The organism is Roseibium sediminicola, assembly GCF_023156505.1.
In the GTDB taxonomy this organism is placed as follows: domain Bacteria; phylum Pseudomonadota; class Alphaproteobacteria; order Rhizobiales; family Stappiaceae; genus Roseibium; species Roseibium sediminicola.
Window position 1 is genome coordinate 1 of record NZ_JALNMJ010000001.1, and the last position, 16,492, is coordinate 16,492.

The window sequence follows — 16,492 nt, forward strand, 5'->3', positions numbered from 1 at the left end:
GACGAAACGAAGACGTTCCTCCATTTTGGACACCTCTTGCCACGGCATCTACACCTCCCGAAAAACGGAAAGTGTTACCCATGTGTCCGGAACGTTCTGTCACCTATGTCTCAGGTCGGGCAAAGTTACCCGACGAAAAGAGCTTGCCCGCGCTAGGGATACGCGTGTGGTTTGCGCCGACTTCAGGCTGTCGTCAGATAGGCCGCCGTGACCACCTGTCCGCCAAGGCCGCGTTGTTGCGGATGAGGCCGCAAGGTCAGCGATTGAAGCAGATCGACCTCATTCTGGTCGTCCGCCAATTCCAGGCTCCAGACGCGGAAATCCGTCAGTTCATAGGCACCGAAGGACGTTAGCATGGCGACGTCCGATGCGTCGTGACCTCGAACCATCAGGATCCGGCCGATTCTGGGAACATTGTAACGCGCATCGAAAGTGTACCAGCGGTCATCAAGATAGACTTCGAACCACGCGCAAAAGTCGTCGAAGCCGGCATCTGGAACACCGATGTCTCCAAGGTAGCCGCTGGCGTAGCGCGCCGGAATGTTCATGGCCCGGCACAGGCTGATCGCCAGATGGGCAAAGTCGCGGCAGACGCCGGTCTTCTCCGACAGCACATTGCTTGCGGTCTTGTCCGGCCGGCCGAACTTGTAGTCGAACGTGACGTGGTTATGGACGAAGTCGCAAATGGCCTGCACCCTGGGCCAGCCCGCCTCGGTCTGACCGAACTGTTTCCACGCAAACTCCCCCATAAGGTCACTTTCGCAATAGCGGCTGGCGACGAGATAGGTGAGCGTCTCGTGAGGCAGGGCCTCCAGCGGCAATTGCCGGGCCTCGGGTCGGGCTTCGTCGGCCACTCCGTCAACCTCCACGATGCTGTCCGACCAGAAGGTTGAAGTTCCTTGTGGTGCCGTGGCGCGGGTAACGCGATTGCCAAAGAGATCCGTATATTCGCAAAGGGTGTCTATGCTGGAATTGCGCACCCTGTCTTCGCCGATCCGCCGGCCCGCAAAGCTGTTGTGAACGGACAGGGCCAGCAACATGGGTACCGGTGCCGGACAGGTCACCGTGATTTCGAAGCCGATACGAATGAGCACTGGGAATGTCCTTGCTTGAGGAGGGGATTGGGTCCAAGCTGAAGCGCTTCCGGAGCGACGGACATCCAATTGCTGCAAGCGGTGGCATTAAAGGTCTCAATGACAAACGCCATTCGCATCGTGCACACTACACGATATCGCTATAGCCAGCCCGTTAAATTCGGTACGCATGAGCTTTTGTTGCGGCCACGGGACGGTCATGACATGAGGGTGATCTCTTCGGCGCTCACCATCAGACCGGAGGCGCGGTTGCGCTGGCATTTCGACACATTCGGCAATTCCGTCGTCAGGGCAGATTTTTCCGAGGCCGCCGATATGCTGGAAATCCGAAGCGAACTCTTGTTGCGCCGCTTCTCGCATGTCGATTTCCTGGTTTCTCCGGACCGCGTTGGAAGCCGGTATCCGTTCCGGTATGCCAAGGAGGACCAGATCGATCTGGCCCCCTTTATGAGGCTGGAAAATCCGGATGAGGAAGCCGTTCTCGCCGGCTGGCTCAAGCGTCAGGCCGTTTCGGAAGCAACGGAAGTTCTTGCGTTTCTGCGCGCTCTCGCCGACACGATCAATGGGGCCGTCGATTATGTGCGCAGGGACAGCAGCGGAACGCAAACGGCCGCGGAAACCATAGAAGCCGGGTCGGGGAGCTGCCGGGATTTTGCCCTGCTCTTCATGGAGGCGGCGCGCTATTACGGTTTTGCCGCCAGATTCGTGACCGGCTACCTGAACCTGGCATCGGACAACGACCAGGAGCATGTCGGCGGCGGAGCGACACATGCCTGGGCCGAGGTGTTTCTGCCCGATGAAGGCTGGATCGAGTTTGATCCGACCAATCGGATCGTCGCCAGTCCGAATCTGATCCGTGTAGCGGTTACGCGAACGCCTTATCAGGCGCTCCCGGTCAGCGGAACATATGAGCAGCGCGCCGGGACACAGTTCTTCGGAATGGAAGTCGATGTCGAGGTGGGCTTGGAGAAATATGACGCCGCAGTCGCGGTTTGAAGGACAATAGCGAATTGGAACCTGTCTAGCTTTTGCCGTGCACTTGAACCGGGCAACATGCCCCCCCCTGCGAATGCTCCAATTCCGTTCTTTTCATCGCGTTCGTAAGACCGTTCCCCAAAACGGATGGCCATTTGGACATTTGTAGAGGCGGTTTTACGGTCTGTCGTTTGTATTTGGGGGAATATTTTTCAAGAAAGATCGTTGATCATCATGATTTATAGGAATATCGAATTCCTTTTATTTGGATTGCTTGATGCTTTTACAGTTGAAATTATTTGAGAAATATATATCTTGGGTCCGTAATTATTTTATTCGTGAGTTCCATCGAAAAAATCGTTTGGGCGCTTCACCGCAACCTGATGTGCATTTCAGGAAATCCAGACGACTATTCGAGAAAACAGAACTGTCAACGCGCCACATCAGCCGATTGCTCAATGCATCTGCGATGCTGGCAAACCGACAAGCGTTCGCTTTCTTGCAAGGCGGCCGCATCGCATCGGGTTGCAGCACGGTAATAAATTCAGATCCGTTTCAACAGGAATAGAAGGGACCAAAATCTCATGACCGGCAAGATTGTCCGTAGCCACGGCACCACGCCTTCAGGCGACAACTCCAGGCATAGCTTTGATATCGGCCAGGCAGTCTATCTGCGCGAAGGTTTCGGTAGAAACCAGTTGTCCAGTGACATGTTTCACATCACGGGCCGGCTGCCATCCGAGGGTGGTTTGCCGCAATATCGCATTCGTGGCGACAAGGAAGCCTATGAGCGGATGGTGACCCAGGACCGGATCGAGGCCGTCGGCAACCGCACGGACGGTTCCAATCAGAGCCTTATCGACAAGACGTTCGGCTAGGATCTATGGCACCGGCTGTCCTCTGCCGGTATGCCTGACCGGCGCACAGCGTCTCGCCACAAGAACTGCGATTTGCGGATAGCCTAGCGCGTCGCCCTTTCCTCGCGGAAGGACACCAGGCGCAGCATCGTCTCATCCCAAAGCACCAGGTTCACGCATTTCAGGCTTTCAAGGAACGTGATCCGGCTGATGCCTTTCAGCTCCGGGAAATCTTCAAGCACTTCCGGCAGGCGGTAGAAGGGAATCCTGGCCGCCAGATGATGCACATGATGAATGCCGATATTGCCGGACAGCCAGCGCAGCGGGCGGGGAAGGTCATAGTGTGAACTGCCATGCAGGGCCGCGTGCTGGAAATTCCAGTCGCTGTTTTCGGCCCAGTGGGTGTCCTCGAACTGATGCTGGACATAAAACAGCCAGACGCCGCCCGTCGCCGCCATCAGAGTGATCGGGATCTGTACCAGCAAAAACGGCACCAGGCCGACCGTCCAGATCATGAGTGCGACCGGCAGGCAGATGGCCAGATTGGTGGCAAGCGTTGAAACCCAGGGCCGTGCGCCCGCATTCATGAGCCCCACAGGCAACCTGTACTGACAGACAAACAGCCAGGCGGGCCCAAATCCGAACATGACCAGAGGGTGACGGTAAAGCTTGTAGCGCAGGCGCTGCCAGCGTGATCGGGCGCGATATTCCGCGACAGTGAGCGTATCGATGTCGCCGACGCCGCGCCGGTCCAGATTGCCGGCAGAGGCATGGTGAACGGCATGGGTCCGGCGCCAGTAGTCATAGGGTGTCAGCGTGAACACACCGATCAGGCGCCCGATCCAGTCGTTGAGCGGGCGCTGTGAGAACAGCGAACCGTGACCGCAATCGTGCTGGAGAATGAACAGCCTCACCAGAAATCCGGCTGCGGGCACGGTTGCCAGCAAGCCCCACCAATGGCCGTTCATGGCTGCATAAGCGGCGAACGCCCAGAGCAGTGTGAAGGGCGCGACTGTTATCAGGATTTCAAAGATGCTGCGCAGAGGACGCGGCTGCCTGTACTCGGCCAGCGCTTGTGTCCAGGAGCGTATTTCCGAATTGGAAAGGGAGGTTTCGGCGGCACTTGATGTCACCTGATTTCCAGTCTTGTTTTCTGGTGAATTGGTTCAGGTCACTGCGCGCGCGTCGCAAAACCGACTAGAGCATATCCCGATCAGGCTAACTTAGCTCTTGGCACGCGTTTTTCTGGGTGCGCGGGCGCCCGGTTTGCCGACAGAACTGGTCGCTGCGGCCTCCTGAGCAAGGCGGGCCGCTTTCAACCGTGCGGTTTTGGCATCTCGAACATCCGCTTCGGCCTGATTGATTTCCCGGGCGACGCGCCGGGTTGTTTCCGCCTTGGTCTCTGCAGTTTCTCGCCGCGGTTTCATCCGTTCGGCTTCGTCTTTCATCGAGGTCATGGCCTCAATTCCTTCCTACGGCATTGATACAAGGTCCAACGACAAAAAAGGCCGGGCTGTAAACCCGACCTTTCGTCTCGTCCGTCTTGTCCCTGCCAGTACATCCGTGGTCAGGGACCAGGACGAGACCTTAAGCTGCCTGCAGGTTGTCTGCGCTGGACTTGCCGGTGCGGCGGTCCTGGACAACTTCAAAGCTCACCTTCTGGCCTTCGACGAGCGGCGGCATGCCGGCGCGCTCGACAGCGGTGATGTGAACGAACACGTCAGCTGCGCCGTCTTCCGGCTGAATGAAGCCGAAGCCTTTGGTGGAGTTGAAGAACTTAACGGTGCCAATGGTCATAACGATTACCTTTCAATCGGTCATGAGAGTAGCCCGCCACGCGGCATGCGGAGCGGTCCAAATAGTCGAGATTGATAGGGAAGATCGTTCAGGCCGCAGAAAACTGCGCAGTCACAAAGTTCATCAAACAATATCGATGCTGCGTATTTAGATGAAGATCGTGTCTGAAACAAGGCTGCCGTCGAAAGTATTTTTGTATCTACTCTTCATGGCTAAATATTTTTTAATAAATGAGACATTTTTTTGAGGTGGTTTTTGCAAAATGCGGCTGAAGTCAGCCATTTTTTATACGGCTCGTTCTCGTTGAGCCCGAGCTGACACAAATTCTTTGCCTGCTGCAACGGAGGCTCTCAGCCCAAGCGAGTTGGCCTGCCGGTCCGGATGTAAAAACCGCAACAGGTGCCGCTTGCCCGCATTCCTTGTCAGGATTAGCGTGTGCGCTGCTGGTTCCGCGTGCCGAGTCGCGCGCGGGATCTTTATCCGATGTTTTTCAAAAGAGGCCCTCGATGGCACAGTTGCCGAATTCGCTCGAAGCCCGCGACAGCGCGGTGCAGCTCCATTCCTATGCCGATGCCCGCCGCCAGGAGGAAATGGGCGCGCTGGTGATCGACAAGGGTGAGGGCATCTATGTCGAGGACATCAACGGCAAGCGCTATATCGAAGGCATGGCGGGCCTGTGGAGCGTTGCAGTCGGGTTCGGCGAGAAGCGGCTGGTGGATGCCGCCACGCGACAGATGGAGAAGCTGCCCTATTACCATACCTTCACCTACAAGACCCACGGACCGTCGATCGAACTTGCCGAGAAACTGATCGAGATGGCGCCGGTGCCGATGTCGAAGGTCTATTTCACCAATTCCGGCTCGGAGGCCAACGACACCGCGGTCAAGCTGATCTGGTATCGCTCCAACGCGCTTGGCCAGCCGGAGCGCAAGAAGATCATTTCGCGGGTGCGCGGCTATCACGGCGTCACGGTGGCCTCCGCCAGCCTGACCGGCCTGCCCAACAACCACCGTTCCTTCGACCTGCCGCTGCCCCAGGTGCTGCACACCACCTGTCCGCATTACCGCACCATGAAGAAGGACGGCGAGAGCGAGGCCGATTTCGCGAGACGCTGCGCCCAGGATCTGGAAGACCTGATCCTGGCCGAGGGCCCAGAGACCATCGCCGCCTTCTTCGCCGAGCCTGTGATGGGCGCCGGCGGTGTCGTGGTGCCGCCGATTGGTTATTGGGAAGCAGTCCAGCCGATCCTTAAGAAATACGGCATCCTGTTTGTTGCCGACGAGGTCATCTGCGGCTTCGGCCGCACCGGCAACATGTTCGGCACCGAGACCTACAATCTCCAGCCGGACATCATGACGCTGTCCAAGGCGCTGTCGTCCTCCTATCAGCCGATCTCCGCGCTGCTGATCAACGACGATGTCTACCAGCCGATTGCCGACGAGAGCCACAAGATCGGCGTGCTCGGCCATGGTTATACCGGCAGCGGCCATCCGGTTGCGGCCGCCGTCGCGCTGGAAAACCTGAAGATCATCGAGGAGCGCGATCTGGTCGGCCATGTGAAGGCAATAGCGCCGGTCTTCCAGAAGCGCCTGGCGGGCCTGGCGGACAACCCGTTGGTGATCGAGACCCGCGGCATCGGCCTGATCGGCGCGGCGGAACTGCATCACGAGGCGCTGGCGGCAACACCGGGCGCGCTCGGGGCCAAGACCAACGCCGTCTTTCATGAAAACGGCCTGATCTCGCGCAACATGCTCGACGCCATGGCCTTCTGCCCGCCGCTGATCATCACGGAGGCAGAGGTCAACAAGATGTTCGACATCGCCGAGGCCAGCCTGAAGTCGATCCGGGAGAGCCTGTGACCTCCTGGTCGATCGTCGGCACCATCAGCGGCACTTCCGCCGACGGCATCGATCTGGCCGAGATCGAGACCGACGGCGAGACGGTCAGCCGCTTCGGTCCGGCGGAAACGGCAAGTTACCGCGCGGACACCAGGCGCCGGGTGCTGGAAGCTGCGGCCGGCAAGGGCAGGGGACGGGACGCCTGGCCAGCGATCGCGGCGGCCGTGACAGAAGACCACGCGACGGCGATCCGCACGTTCCTGGAAACGCGCAGCCTCGCGCCGGATGCCGTCGTCTTTCACGGCCAGACGGTCTGGCACGACCCGGAAGCAGGTGAGACGGTGCAGCTGGGCGATCCGCAGGCGCTGGCCAATGAACTGGGGTTGCCGGTGATCGGTGATGTCAGGCTTGCGGATATGGCGGAAGGCGGCGAGGGGGCACCGCTGGTGCCGGTCTATCACCGGGCGCTTGCCAAGACGCTGGTCGGCGAGGACCGCGAACCGCTCTGCTTTCTCAATATCGGTGGCGTCTCCAACCTGACCTATATCGATGGCGACCGCCTGCTGGCCTTCGACATCGGCCCCGGCAACGCGCTCCTTGACGACTGGATCCGCCGGCACGGCGCCGGCGATTTTGACGCCGGCGGTGCAATCTCCGCCAGAGGGCAGGTGGATGAAGCCCGGCTGACCCAGGCGCTGTCCCATCCATTTCTCTCCGCGCCCGGCCCGAAATCCCTCGACCGCTATAGCTTTTCCGGCGACTTCGTTGACGACCTCGGCCTGGAGGACGGCGCTGCGACCCTGCTCGCCTTCACCGCCGAAGCCATCGCCAAGGCGGAACTGCTGCTGCCGTCACGGCCGACCCTCTGGCTCGTCTGCGGCGGCGGCCGGCACAATCCGGTGCTGATGACGGCCCTGTCCGACCGGCTTGCCGGCGAGGTGGTGTCGGCGGATGCGTTCGAGATTGACGGCGATGCGCTTGAAGCCCAGGCCATGGCATTTCTGGGCGCGCGGTTGAAGGCCGGACTGCCGACGACCTTCCCGGAGACAACGGGAAGCGCCAGTCCGGTGGTCGGCGGCAAACTCTATCTGCCGGTAGGGTGATTGGAGCTGTCAGGGATCTACCCGGTTCATACCCAGCGCAACCGCATGATCGGCTGTCGAAGGGACCCATCCTGTCTACGGTCCGTATGGTGGTGAGAGCGTTCGCGCGCTGAAAGTGGTGTTCATCAGCTTTGATCTCGAGGAGACGGCTCCCCTTCACTCATAACCCACATCGACAATGTCCTGGATGTCCGGCGTCTCGAGATTGTCCGCGTCGACGTAATAGGCCGGAATGTCGATCAGCGCGGGAACTTCCTTGCCTTCCATCACCTGGAAGAGCGTTTGCGCTGGTATATCCCATCAGGTAGGGATGCTGAACGACAAGACCGGAGATCTCGCCGGCCCTGAGAGCGCCCAACAGGACCGGTGCGAAATCAAAGCCGATATGGAGATAGTTGCCCGCGATCCCCATATGCTTGAGCGTGAGCAGCGTGCCGACGGTCGTGGATTCATTCGGCGTGAAAATGGCATCGAAATTCGGTCTGGACAGAAAGATCAGGGTCGTGCTTTCGCGGGCTTCCTCGACGGTCGAGCCTATATATTGCTCATGCACCACTTCCAGGTCCGTGCCTTCCAGCGCCTTCAGGAATCCTGCCTACCGCTCGGTGGTCGAGGTTACCTTGATATGCATGCGCAAAAGCGCGACGCGTCCCTTGCCGTTTAGCCGTTTGACCATGGCGCGTCCCGCAAGATACCCGGCCTGAAAATTGTCCGTCTTCACAGTGCTGGAGGGCGGTGTGCCGCCCATGTCCCGGTCGAAAAAGACGACAGGCATTTTCCGGGAGGCGACCTCCGGAACTTTCGACAGGAGATCGGCGGAATTCGGCGCAACCATGATGCCCTTGCAGCCTTCTTCCAGCGCCGACTTGATGATCAGGATCTGCCCGTCTTCGTTGCGCTCCGTGTTGGGCGAACGCACGTAAGTCTCGTATCCCTTTTCCATCGCGGCCGTCCTGGCTCCCCGAATGACCTCCAGCCGGAACATGTGTTCCGCACCGGCGGGAACGACAGCGATGCAGGCGGCCTGTCCGGTCAGACAGGAACTCAATAAGATCAGAAAAATTGCAATAAAGCGAAGATACATCTTTTCGGTTTTGCTGCGATGCAAAATAAAAATCGTTGAGGTTCCGCTATCGTCGCAGATGTTACTGCGTGGATACAACTCTTTGGGTGAGGAAAAGTTGAATTGTTTCTTTGAGTAAGCGGGAAACTTCAGAATATTGAAGATTTTTCGCCTGACTCGATCTTGCCCCCAGTGTGAAAAATACCAAGATGCCTGTCAGGCGCCCATGCAAAAAGAACTGAGGGGAGCGCGCCCAGCCATGCTCCCCTTCAAACATCGATCCGAAACAGGAAATGCTTCAACGGGCCTGTACGAGTTCAAACCGGACCCAGCCATCCTTGACCAGCGGCGGGTAATCGATGAAAGCGTGCTGCCCGCAAGCGCCGTTCTGGTACCAGACATTGATACCGCGGTACCGGGCTTCCATCCGTCCGTTCGTCAGCGTTGCCGTCAGCTCCGGCCAACTAGCGGGAGAGGCCAGCAGGCTGGTCCGCAGGCCTGCGCAGCCCGCCGGGCCGGGAGGTTGTTGACGGGGGGTGGTGATGCCCAGGATAGTCCGGCCGGTGACCGACTCGCCAGAGCGCTGGCCAGTGAAGACGACGTCGCCAAGTTCCAGGGTTGTCCATTTCTGAAAATAGTCCAACAGGTCGGCCGGTACCCGTTCGAGCCGGCCGGTCACCTTGCCGTTCTGCTCGTCGACACGCAGCGTGGCGCCTTTCAGGCTACCGACCTCTACGATCCAGAACCGGGGTGCGTTGCTTGCAGCGCTCGTTGATTTGCCGTCGGTTGATGTCTTGTTTGAAGCTGTTTCCTCCGATCCGGTGTCGGTCGGGCGGGGGGAGGCCTGATCGCGCGGCGGACGCGGGCCGCCGGATTCCGAAGCAGCATTGGCACGGCGGTCGCCGACCACTGTCGGCCGAGGCGTCGTGCAGGAGACCTGTCCGTTTCTCACCTTGTAGAAAGGCGCGCCGGATTCGCTCCCGCAGACCGCCGAGAGATCGATCGGTGCCAAGGTAAATCCGCCCGTTGCGCCGGGTTGCCGGCAGTGATGCGGGTTGTCCGGGGTTTCGGCAACGAACTGATAGCTTCCGTTCGCAAACCTGGACCGGCAATAGTCGACAAAGGTCTCCGTTTCAACGAGCGTATCATTGGCCGCTACGGGGCCTGGGCCCGCCGCACAGATGATCCGGTCTCCCAGAAGACGGTAGCCGGACGATCCCGTCGTCAGCTCGCAGGCCCGGTCCAGGTCAATCCCCTGCAGGACACCGGCCTGGCCGCAATAATGGCCCGCGCCCCAGCTCTGATTGCGCTTGAGATAGGCGCTGCCCGGAAAGGCTTCGCGGCAAAAGGCGCTGAAATCCGCGTCCTGCTCCGGAAACGCTGTTTGCGCCTGGGCCGGTGCGGCGAATGCGGCAAGCGTGAACAGGGCGCAGGCGAACGAAACCGCGGTTTTCATCGTGACATACTCCGTCTGTTTCGGGTGCGCGGGCAGGTGCGCAGCCAGGTCTGGTGCATCTCGTCAGAAAGTGGGGGCGGTGAGGCTCTCTCGGTGTGCTGAAGATCACGCCGAACGCCTTTCAACGTCACACTCGGGCCGTTTCCGGCCACAAGGCGTGGTTTTGAGGGCGGCAGCCGATGGATCTCTTCTGCCAGCGGGTCTCATGAAGGCGCCGGCTCTCTTGCGCGGATCCCCGCTTGCGGCTAACCAGAATGCATGAATGGATCTGAAATCTATCGTCGGCTGATCGGTCTGATCGAGGAGCGGGTGCTGAAACCCGGAGACCGGCTGCGGGAAGCAGACCTTGCAGAGGAATTCGGCGTGTCCAGAACGCCGATCCGGGAAGGGCTGAAACGTCTTGAGGCGCAGGGCCTGGCGGTGCACGAGCCCAACCGGGGCATGGTCATACCGACTCTGGATCACGGTCAGATCAACGAAGTCTATTTCATGCGGGAGGTGCTGGAAGGCACCGCCGCGGGCCTGGCCGCCAAACATGCCTCGAAACCTGAAATCGAGATCCTGCAGGACCTGGTGACCGCCGACCGAAAACGCATCGCCGACAAGGACAGCCTGGTGCGCTCCAACCGGGAGTTTCACCGGCGCCTGTGCCTGGCTTCGCACAACCGGTACCTGGTCGACCAGATTGATCATCTGCGCCTGTCGCTGATCCTGATGGCCGGCACCACGCTGGACACGCCCGAACGGCGCGAGACGGCGGTCGAGGAACACGCGGCCATCGTCAACGCCATTGCCAGGGGCGATTCAGAGGCGGCGGAAGCCGCAGCACGGCTGCACATCGCCCATGCGCACAAGACGCGGCTGCAGCAGATCTGACTTTGGAGACTTCTGTCAGGCTCAGGCCGGTTTGCCGGAATATTGCTCGTAATACTCGGTGATCACCTGCCGGGCGAAGGCGCCGATGCTGGCATAGTCGGCCTCTGTCAGGTTGGCCAGCGAGACGCGGGCCGAGGCATCGACCACCTCAAATCCCTTGCCGGGCAAGAGCACGACCCCGGTTTCCTCCGCCAGGCGGAACAGGAAGTCGTAACCCTTCTTGTTGGCGACGAACCAGTCGGCGAACGCGTCGCCATAGAGACGGCCGCTCAGGTGCTGCAGGTTGATCAGCGTGTAGTAGTTGACGTCATTGGGTTCGCGGTGCGGTTTGACGCCCATATTGAGTTCCAGGGTGCAGAAACGCTTTCGGATCAGGCTCTTGGCGGCATTCTTGTAGCGGTCGTCCCGGTCGAGCAGACCGGCAAACGCAAAAAGCATCATCTGGATCTGCTGTGGCGTCGACGCACCTGCGGTGTGGTTGAGCGCCACCGCGCGGCTGTCGGCAACCAGCCGGTCGATCATCCTGATCTCGCGCGGCGTGGTGGTCAGCGAGGAATAGCGCTTGTCCAGAATGGTTTTGGTCTCTTCGGGCAGCGCGGCGAGAGCCTCATCGAAGACATTGTCCTCATGAAGGGCGATCACCCCGAGCCGCCAGCCCGTAGCGCCAAAATATTTCGAGAAGGAATAGACGCACAGGGTATTCCGCGGTGCCTTGGCGAACAGCGACACGAAATTATCGGCAAAGGTGCCGTAGACATCGTCGGTCACGACAAAAAGGTCCGGACGCTTGTCGTTGATGACGGCGGCGACCCTGTCCAGGTCCTCGGGCGACAGTTTCACCGAAGGTGGGTTGCTCGGGTTGACGATGCAGAACACCTTGATCGCCGGATCCTCCAGCTTGGCCAGTTCCGCGTCGGAGAATTGCCAGTCGGTGCCTTCCTCCATGCGGATGTCGACCACAGGCATGTCGTAGTCGGGCAGCGGCGGGATTTCGAGGTAAGGCGAGAAGATCGGCGTTCCGAGCGCGACCTTGTCGCCTTTCCTGACGAGGCCATTGGCCTTCAATGTCTGGAAGATATAGGTCATCGCCGCGGTGCCGCCTTCGGTCGCAAAGACGGAAAAGGGACCCTGGCGCGGTTCGCCGTTGAACATCTCCTCGGCAAGATAGGCGCCGACAATGGTCTCTGCATGGGTCAGCATGCGCGGCGGCACCGGATAGTTGCAGCCGAGAAAACCGGCGACCATTTCATGGATCAGCTCGTGCCGGTGAATGCTGAGCTGGTCCTTGGCATAGGACAGGGCGGCTTTCAGGAAGGTCGTGCCCTCGACATCCTCATGACGGTGCAGGAAATTTTCGAAGCGCTGCAGCAGGCCGTCCTTCTCCGGCAGGCCGCCGAAGCCGCTGTCGAGATAGGAATAGGAGCGCTCGGCCTCTTCAACAGCGAAGTCGCCCAGGCGCAGAAACGCGCGCCGGGGATGGGTCGCGAGAAAGTTGGGGTTGCCGCGACCGGCATTCAGCATCATCCGGTCAGCCGAGGAGGACGCGATTTCAATGAGCTTGTCCTTCAGCTCGAACGGGCTGAGATCCTCGAATTCGGAATAGTCTCGATCGCTCATGAAATCACTCCAGCTCTGTCACGGTGACGGATTGGTGGACACGAGGCCGACGATCAGCGGACCCCAAAGGGTGAGCAGCACGTTGGCGACGGCATAGGTCACTGTGAAAGTGACGACGGGGGTTGCATTTTCGGCCTTGCCCATGAGGGCGGCGAAACCCGGATTGGCGCTGCGTCCGCCGGCAACACAGGCGAGTGCTTCGATCGGGCTCTGAATGCGCAGCACATAATAGGAAAAGAAGAAGCCGATCAGTTGCGGTATCAGCGTCACGCCGATGCCGAACAGGAACAGGCTCACGCCCTGCTCTTGCAGCGTGGTCAGCACCTGTGGCCCGGCGCTGATGCCGACCACACCGACAAAGACCGCCAGGCCGAAATCGCGCAGGAAATTGACGGCGCCGGTCGGCAGGGCGGCATAGCGCGGATGGGTGCCGCGCAGCCAACCGAACAAAAGGCCCGACAACAGGCAGCCGCCGCCGCTGCCGATCGAGACCGGCACGCCGCCGATCCTGAATTCGATCAGGCCGAGCAGCAGGCCGAGCGACATGCCGATGCCGAAAAAGATGAAGTCGGTGACCGCGGCCGCGCTGATCGGGTAGCCGATGGCTTTCTGGACCGCGTTCAGGTCGCGCGGGTTGCCGGTCACCTGTAATTCGTCACCCTTGTGGAGCTCGAGATTGGGCAACAGCGGCAGGTCCCGCCCCATGCGTTTGACACCGGTGAGGAAAACGTCGCGCATCGCCCGGGACTGTGTCAGATCGTGAATGTCCTGCAGCGTGTGGTCGGAGAATTCCGGGCTGGTCAGAACGATATGACGGTTTTCCAGAACCAGCCGGTAGCCCGCGGGCGCGGGGACTTCCCTGGCAAAGCTCTGGGGTGTCGTCTCCAGGGCGTCGACCATTCCGGTGAGCGCCAGGACATCGCCTTCCTGCAGGCTGGTCACCTTGTCGGTGTCGATTTCCTGCCCGGCGCGAAGCACCGCTTCCACGGCGAAATCCTTGTAGAAGACGTCCATCTTTTGCGCTGGCTGGCCGATCCAGTCTGTTCCGGGGTCAAGTTGATAGAACCTTGTGTCAATCCGCTGCGCGGCGTCGAATTGGCCGGGCTCCAGGGTCGCCGCGCCACCGGACATCTTCTCGGCCAGCTTGATCGCTTCGGCCCGGATATCCCAACGCATGATCGTCGGGAAGAACCAGGTGATCATGATGATCGGCCCGATCGAGCCGAAGATGTAACAGACGGCATAGCCGACCGCGATATTGGTTTGCATGACCGACTTGAGGTCGGCAGAGACGCTCAGCTTCTGGATGGTTTCCCCGGCGGTTCCGATGATCGCCGACTGGGTGAGGCCACCTGCGGCCAACCCGGCTGCGGTGCCGCGATCCAGCCCAAAGCCCCAGGCGAAGGCGAGCACAGTGAGGAGGCCGAGCACGCACATGACGCCCGCCGACAGGAGCTGGTTGAGGGATTTGAGCGACAGCGCCCGGAAGAATTGTGGTCCGCCCTGATAACCGACCGCATAGATGAACAGGGCAAAGAAAATGTCCTTGATGGCCGCATCGATGGTGACGCCGGCCTGGCCGAGGATGACGCCGACGATCAGCGTCCCGGCGATGCCGCCCAGCACGAAATTTCCGATCTTGAGCTTGCCGGCGAAATAGCCGAGGGCGACGGCGACAAACAGAAACACCAGCGGCGCATGGCCGGCCAGCCAGGTCAAAACGTCCATCCGTGACCTCCCGATCCTTGGGTGGAGTTTTCAGGCAACACACACTGAAACGCGGAAACTATTGCGTCTTATGGCTAGCCAGACAAGCAGGGTCGGGTTTCTACGGATGGGGTGCGGATGGCTTGCAAGCGGCCGATCCTTCGAGACGGCGCGAACGCGCCTTCTCAGAGTCTGGCCCATAAATGAAGTCGAAATGGCATGAGAAATGGCGAAACACCGATAGGAAGTGTGCGCGGAGCGGGCTTATTGCCGGTCAAGCGCGCTGACGATACGGGGTGAAGCCATTTCCATGTCCTTCGGATTTGACCGAATTGGTCTTCCTCTGCGTCGCGAAAAGCTTGAAAATGAACCACATTTCCTGCGCTTTCGCTCCTGGATGAAAACCAATTCGCTTCAAACCATTTCAGCTTCATTTATGGGCCAGTCTCTGAGGATGACGCTGTTGGGTGCGGATGCTTTTGAAGCTGAGCACTCCAATTTGCAGATTGGAGAGCTGGCTTGCCGACGGAATGCACCCGGTGTCGACGCGTTGTTGAGCGGTACGACAGCCTTGCCCCCCACTGCGTCATCCTGAGGAGGACCGTCAGGTCCGTCTCGAAGGATAGGCAACAAGCGCATGAAAGAGTGTCCTGCCCGCTCGCTTTTTCGGAATGAGAGGGCAGTCTTGCGCGCTTCTGCTCAGCACTCGACGATGTTGACCGCGAGGCCGCCCTTCGACGTCTCCTTGTATTGCTCCATCATGTCCATGCCGGTCTGGCGCATGGTCTCGATGCAGCCGTCGAGGGGCACGAAATGGGAACCGTCACCGCGTAGAGCGAGGGAAGCTGCCGTCACGGCCTTGACCGCGCCGAGCGCGTTGCGTTCGATGCAGGGCACCTGGACGAGGCCGGCGATCGGATCGCAGGTCATGCCGAGATGGTGTTCCAGGGCGATCTCGGCCGCGTTCTCGATCTGCTCGTTGGTACCGCCAAGAGCGGCGCACAGGCCCGCGGCCGCCATGGCCGAGGCCGAGCCGACTTCGCCCTGGCAGCCAACTTCGGCGCCGGAGATCGAGGCATTGGCCTTGATGATGCCGCCGACCGCAGCCGCCGTCAGGAGGAAAGTGCGGATGCCGGCCTGATCCGCGCCCGGACAATGGTCGAGGTAATAACGGGTGACAGCGGGAATGACGCCGGCCGCGCCGTTGGTCGGCGCGGTCACGACACGGCCGCCGGCCGCGTTTTCCTCGTTGACGGCCATGGCATAAACGCCGAGCCAGTCGACCACATTGTGTTCGAACGGCGGATTGGAGCGGCCTTCGCGGATCAGTTTCTGGTAGATGTCGGCCGCCCGGCGCTTGACCTTGAGCCCGCCGGGCAGGATGCCGCTCTGGCTGATGCCCCGGTTGATGCAGCTGTCCATGGCCGACCACACCCGGTCGATGCCGGCCTCGACCTCTTCCCGGGTCTGGTCTGCGCATTCGTTCTGCAGCTTCATCTCGGCAATCGAGAGTTCCGCCTCCCGGCCCATTTCCAGCATCTGCTTGGCGTTGGCGAAAGGAAAGGGCACGTCCTGCTTGGCGAGCTCGTTGACCGGCTCGTTGGAGGTCTTGCGCAATTCGGATTCGCTGACCACGAAGCCGCCGCCGATTGAATAATAGACGAAGGTGTCGATCAACCCGCCGGACGCGTCCAGAAGGTGAAACGTCATGCCATTGGCGTGCAGAGGCAGCGGCGGTCCGTAGTCAAAGATGACGTCTTTTTCCGGGTTGAACGTCAATTCCGGCAGGCCGTCTATGCTGAGTTTCTGAGACTGCTGCAGGGCTTCCAGCATCGGATCGACCTGGTCCGGGTCGAGCGTGTCGGGCCTTGCGCCCAGCAAGCCGAGGCAGACGGCCTTGTCGGTCGCGTGGCCTTTGCCGGTGAAAGCCAGCGAGCCGTGCAGGGTGACGGTCAGGCGGGCGGAGCGCTGTTCCGCGCCGGCAAGGCCGCGCAGCCGGTCGAGATAGCGGTGAACAGCCACCATGGGCCCGACCGTGTGCGAGCTGGAGGGACCGATGCCGATTTTGAAAATGTCGAAGACGCTGATGAACATCTTTATCTGGACCAC

The 16,492-nt window shown here is 60.2% G+C and carries 14 protein-coding genes and 1 pseudogene; 6 read left to right on the forward strand and 9 right to left on the reverse strand.

Features of this window, described 5'->3' with window-relative positions:
• Positions 1 to 182: 182 nt before the first annotated feature.
• Complete coding sequence (locus M0H32_RS00005; protein WP_248149142.1) at positions 183 to 1,094, reverse strand: transglutaminase-like domain-containing protein; 912 nt, start codon at positions 1,092 to 1,094, stop codon at positions 183 to 185.
• Positions 1,095 to 1,193: 99 nt separating this feature from the next.
• Here M0H32_RS00005 and M0H32_RS00010 point away from each other — a divergent pair, with 99 nt between their 5' ends.
• Positions 1,194 to 2,090, forward strand: coding sequence for a transglutaminase family protein (locus M0H32_RS00010; protein ID WP_248149144.1), 897 nt, complete (start codon positions 1,194 to 1,196; stop codon positions 2,088 to 2,090).
• 563 nt (positions 2,091 to 2,653) lie between these two features.
• Positions 2,654 to 2,947 (forward strand): hypothetical protein, encoded by a 294-nt coding sequence (locus M0H32_RS00015; RefSeq protein ID WP_248149146.1) that lies wholly within the window; start codon positions 2,654 to 2,656, stop codon positions 2,945 to 2,947.
• A gap of 83 nt (positions 2,948 to 3,030) precedes the next feature.
• Here M0H32_RS00015 and M0H32_RS00020 read toward each other — a convergent pair whose 3' ends face one another.
• From M0H32_RS00020 to M0H32_RS00030, 3 genes are all read right to left on the reverse strand, one after another.
• Positions 3,031 to 4,059 (reverse strand): fatty acid desaturase, encoded by a 1,029-nt coding sequence (locus M0H32_RS00020; protein ID WP_248149147.1) that lies wholly within the window; start codon positions 4,057 to 4,059, stop codon positions 3,031 to 3,033.
• Positions 4,060 to 4,149: 90 nt separating this feature from the next.
• Positions 4,150 to 4,383 carry a hypothetical protein gene (locus M0H32_RS00025; RefSeq protein ID WP_248149149.1) on the reverse strand — a complete coding sequence of 78 codons (234 nt, stop codon included), beginning with the start codon at positions 4,381 to 4,383 and terminating at the stop codon, positions 4,150 to 4,152.
• A 130-nt stretch (positions 4,384 to 4,513) separates the two neighbouring features.
• Positions 4,514 to 4,723, reverse strand: coding sequence for a cold-shock protein (locus tag M0H32_RS00030; protein ID WP_248149151.1), 210 nt, complete (start codon positions 4,721 to 4,723; stop codon positions 4,514 to 4,516).
• 506 nt (positions 4,724 to 5,229) lie between these two features.
• Between M0H32_RS00030 and M0H32_RS00035 the strand changes: the two genes are divergently transcribed.
• Both M0H32_RS00035 and M0H32_RS00040 read left to right on the forward strand, forming a co-directional pair.
• Positions 5,230 to 6,582 carry an aspartate aminotransferase family protein gene (locus M0H32_RS00035; RefSeq protein WP_248149153.1) on the forward strand — a complete coding sequence of 451 codons (1,353 nt, stop codon included), beginning with the start codon at positions 5,230 to 5,232 and terminating at the stop codon, positions 6,580 to 6,582.
• Entirely contained in the window at positions 6,579 to 7,664 is a 1,086-nt protein-coding gene (locus M0H32_RS00040) for an anhydro-N-acetylmuramic acid kinase (RefSeq protein ID WP_248149155.1), read from the forward strand. The genes M0H32_RS00035 and M0H32_RS00040 overlap by 4 nt, the downstream gene beginning before the upstream one ends.
• 289 nt (positions 7,665 to 7,953) lie before the next feature.
• Here M0H32_RS00040 and M0H32_RS00045 read toward each other — a convergent pair.
• Positions 7,954 to 8,748, reverse strand: a pseudogene (locus M0H32_RS00045) (substrate-binding domain-containing protein); the annotation flags it as partial.
• A gap of 277 nt (positions 8,749 to 9,025) precedes the next feature.
• Positions 9,026 to 10,183: a hypothetical protein gene (locus M0H32_RS00050; protein ID WP_248149157.1), complete on the reverse strand. Its 1,158-nt coding sequence runs from the start codon at positions 10,181 to 10,183 to the stop codon at positions 9,026 to 9,028.
• A 258-nt stretch (positions 10,184 to 10,441) separates the two neighbouring features.
• On the opposite strand from M0H32_RS00050, the gene M0H32_RS00055 reads away from it, so the two are divergent.
• Positions 10,442 to 11,059, forward strand: coding sequence for a GntR family transcriptional regulator (locus M0H32_RS00055; protein ID WP_248149159.1), 618 nt, complete (start codon positions 10,442 to 10,444; stop codon positions 11,057 to 11,059).
• Positions 11,060 to 11,080: 21 nt separating this feature from the next.
• Here M0H32_RS00055 and M0H32_RS00060 read toward each other — a convergent pair whose 3' ends face one another.
• Both M0H32_RS00060 and aspT read right to left on the reverse strand, forming a co-directional pair.
• A complete protein-coding gene (locus tag M0H32_RS00060) occupies positions 11,081 to 12,676 on the reverse strand; it encodes a bifunctional aspartate transaminase/aspartate 4-decarboxylase (protein WP_248149160.1) in 1,596 nt (531 codons plus the stop codon).
• Positions 12,677 to 12,694: 18 nt separating this feature from the next.
• On the reverse strand, positions 12,695 to 14,404 hold the full coding sequence (aspT, locus tag M0H32_RS00065) for an aspartate-alanine antiporter (RefSeq protein WP_248149161.1): 1,710 nt from the start codon (positions 14,402 to 14,404) through the stop codon (positions 12,695 to 12,697).
• Positions 14,405 to 14,693: 289 nt separating this feature from the next.
• Between aspT and M0H32_RS00070 the strand changes: the two genes are divergently transcribed.
• Positions 14,694 to 14,978, forward strand: a complete 285-nt coding sequence (locus tag M0H32_RS00070; protein ID WP_248149162.1) for a hypothetical protein — start codon at positions 14,694 to 14,696, stop codon at positions 14,976 to 14,978.
• Positions 14,979 to 15,082: 104 nt separating this feature from the next.
• On the opposite strand, the gene M0H32_RS00075 is transcribed toward M0H32_RS00070, so the two are convergent.
• Positions 15,083 to 16,477, reverse strand: coding sequence for an L-serine ammonia-lyase (locus tag M0H32_RS00075; protein ID WP_248149164.1), 1,395 nt, complete (start codon positions 16,475 to 16,477; stop codon positions 15,083 to 15,085).
• Between the last annotated feature and the right edge of the window lie 15 nt (positions 16,478 to 16,492).

Excerpts from the sequence above, each read along its gene's own strand:
- M0H32_RS00075 (WP_248149164.1), bottom strand. The coding sequence starts at position 16,477 with ATGTTCATCAGCGTCTTCGACATTTTCAAAATCGGCATCGGTCCCTCC.
- M0H32_RS00015 (WP_248149146.1), top strand. The coding sequence starts at position 2,654 with ATGACCGGCAAGATTGTCCGTAGCCACGGCACCACGCCTTCAGGCGAC.
- M0H32_RS00010 (WP_248149144.1), top strand. The coding sequence starts at position 1,194 with ATGACAAACGCCATTCGCATCGTGCACACTACACGATATCGCTATAGC.
- M0H32_RS00035 (WP_248149153.1), top strand. The coding sequence starts at position 5,230 with ATGGCACAGTTGCCGAATTCGCTCGAAGCCCGCGACAGCGCGGTGCAG.
- M0H32_RS00055 (WP_248149159.1), top strand. The coding sequence starts at position 10,442 with ATGAATGGATCTGAAATCTATCGTCGGCTGATCGGTCTGATCGAGGAG.
- M0H32_RS00030 (WP_248149151.1), bottom strand. The coding sequence starts at position 4,723 with ATGACCATTGGCACCGTTAAGTTCTTCAACTCCACCAAAGGCTTCGGC.
- M0H32_RS00070 (WP_248149162.1), top strand. The coding sequence starts at position 14,694 with ATGTCCTTCGGATTTGACCGAATTGGTCTTCCTCTGCGTCGCGAAAAG.
- M0H32_RS00025 (WP_248149149.1), bottom strand. The coding sequence starts at position 4,383 with ATGACCTCGATGAAAGACGAAGCCGAACGGATGAAACCGCGGCGAGAA.
- M0H32_RS00050 (WP_248149157.1), bottom strand. The coding sequence starts at position 10,183 with ATGAAAACCGCGGTTTCGTTCGCCTGCGCCCTGTTCACGCTTGCCGCA.
- M0H32_RS00060 (WP_248149160.1), bottom strand. The coding sequence starts at position 12,676 with ATGAGCGATCGAGACTATTCCGAATTCGAGGATCTCAGCCCGTTCGAG.
- aspT (WP_248149161.1), bottom strand. The coding sequence starts at position 14,404 with ATGGACGTTTTGACCTGGCTGGCCGGCCATGCGCCGCTGGTGTTTCTG.